The organism is Pseudomonas sp. EA_5y_Pfl2_R50, from assembly GCF_963970475.1.
Lineage (GTDB): Bacteria > Pseudomonadota > Gammaproteobacteria > Pseudomonadales > Pseudomonadaceae > Aquipseudomonas.
Genome location: NZ_CAXAPT010000157.1, coordinates 1 through 464 on the forward strand (window position 1 = coordinate 1; position 464 = coordinate 464).

Below are 464 nucleotides of genomic sequence, written 5' to 3' on the forward strand. Positions count from 1 at the left end.
CCAGAAGCGCCAACAGCTGCGCGGTATTCATCCGCATTACGCCGGCCACGATGGGAGGCCATTTGAAGCCGCTGCCATCGAGCCGCTTCCAGTACATCACAAGGCCGCTGCCATCCCAGACGACAATCTTCACCCGATCCGCGCGCTTTGCACGGAAGACCACCGCCACACCCTTCATCGGGTCATGGCCCAGCGTCTCCTTCGCCAAGAGCGCCAAGCCATCCGCGCCCTTTCTGAAGTCCACAGGTTGCGTCGCCACGTAAATCATGAGGCTCGCGGGTGGCGTCAGCATGAACGTGTCCGCCGGAGCGCCAAGAACACATCACTCAACACAGCAAGGCCAGGCGTCCCGCGTACCTCCACCCGTGCACCCAGGAACTCAACCGTAACAGTGGATGTTTCCGGTGATACGGAGGCCTCCGCAGTCGCCGGTAGCGCCAATTCCGACACCAAGGGCACGAACG

Annotated in this window: 1 protein-coding gene; it reads right to left on the reverse strand. The window is 62.1% G+C overall.

Translation table 11 applies throughout. The annotated features are described in order from the left end of the window. Nucleotides 1-292, reverse strand: a 292-nt coding sequence (gene tnpB / locus AACY19_RS27215) for an IS66 family insertion sequence element accessory protein TnpB (RefSeq protein WP_339454593.1), incomplete at its 3' end; no start/stop codon positions are given. Nucleotides 293-464 lie beyond the last annotated feature (172 nt).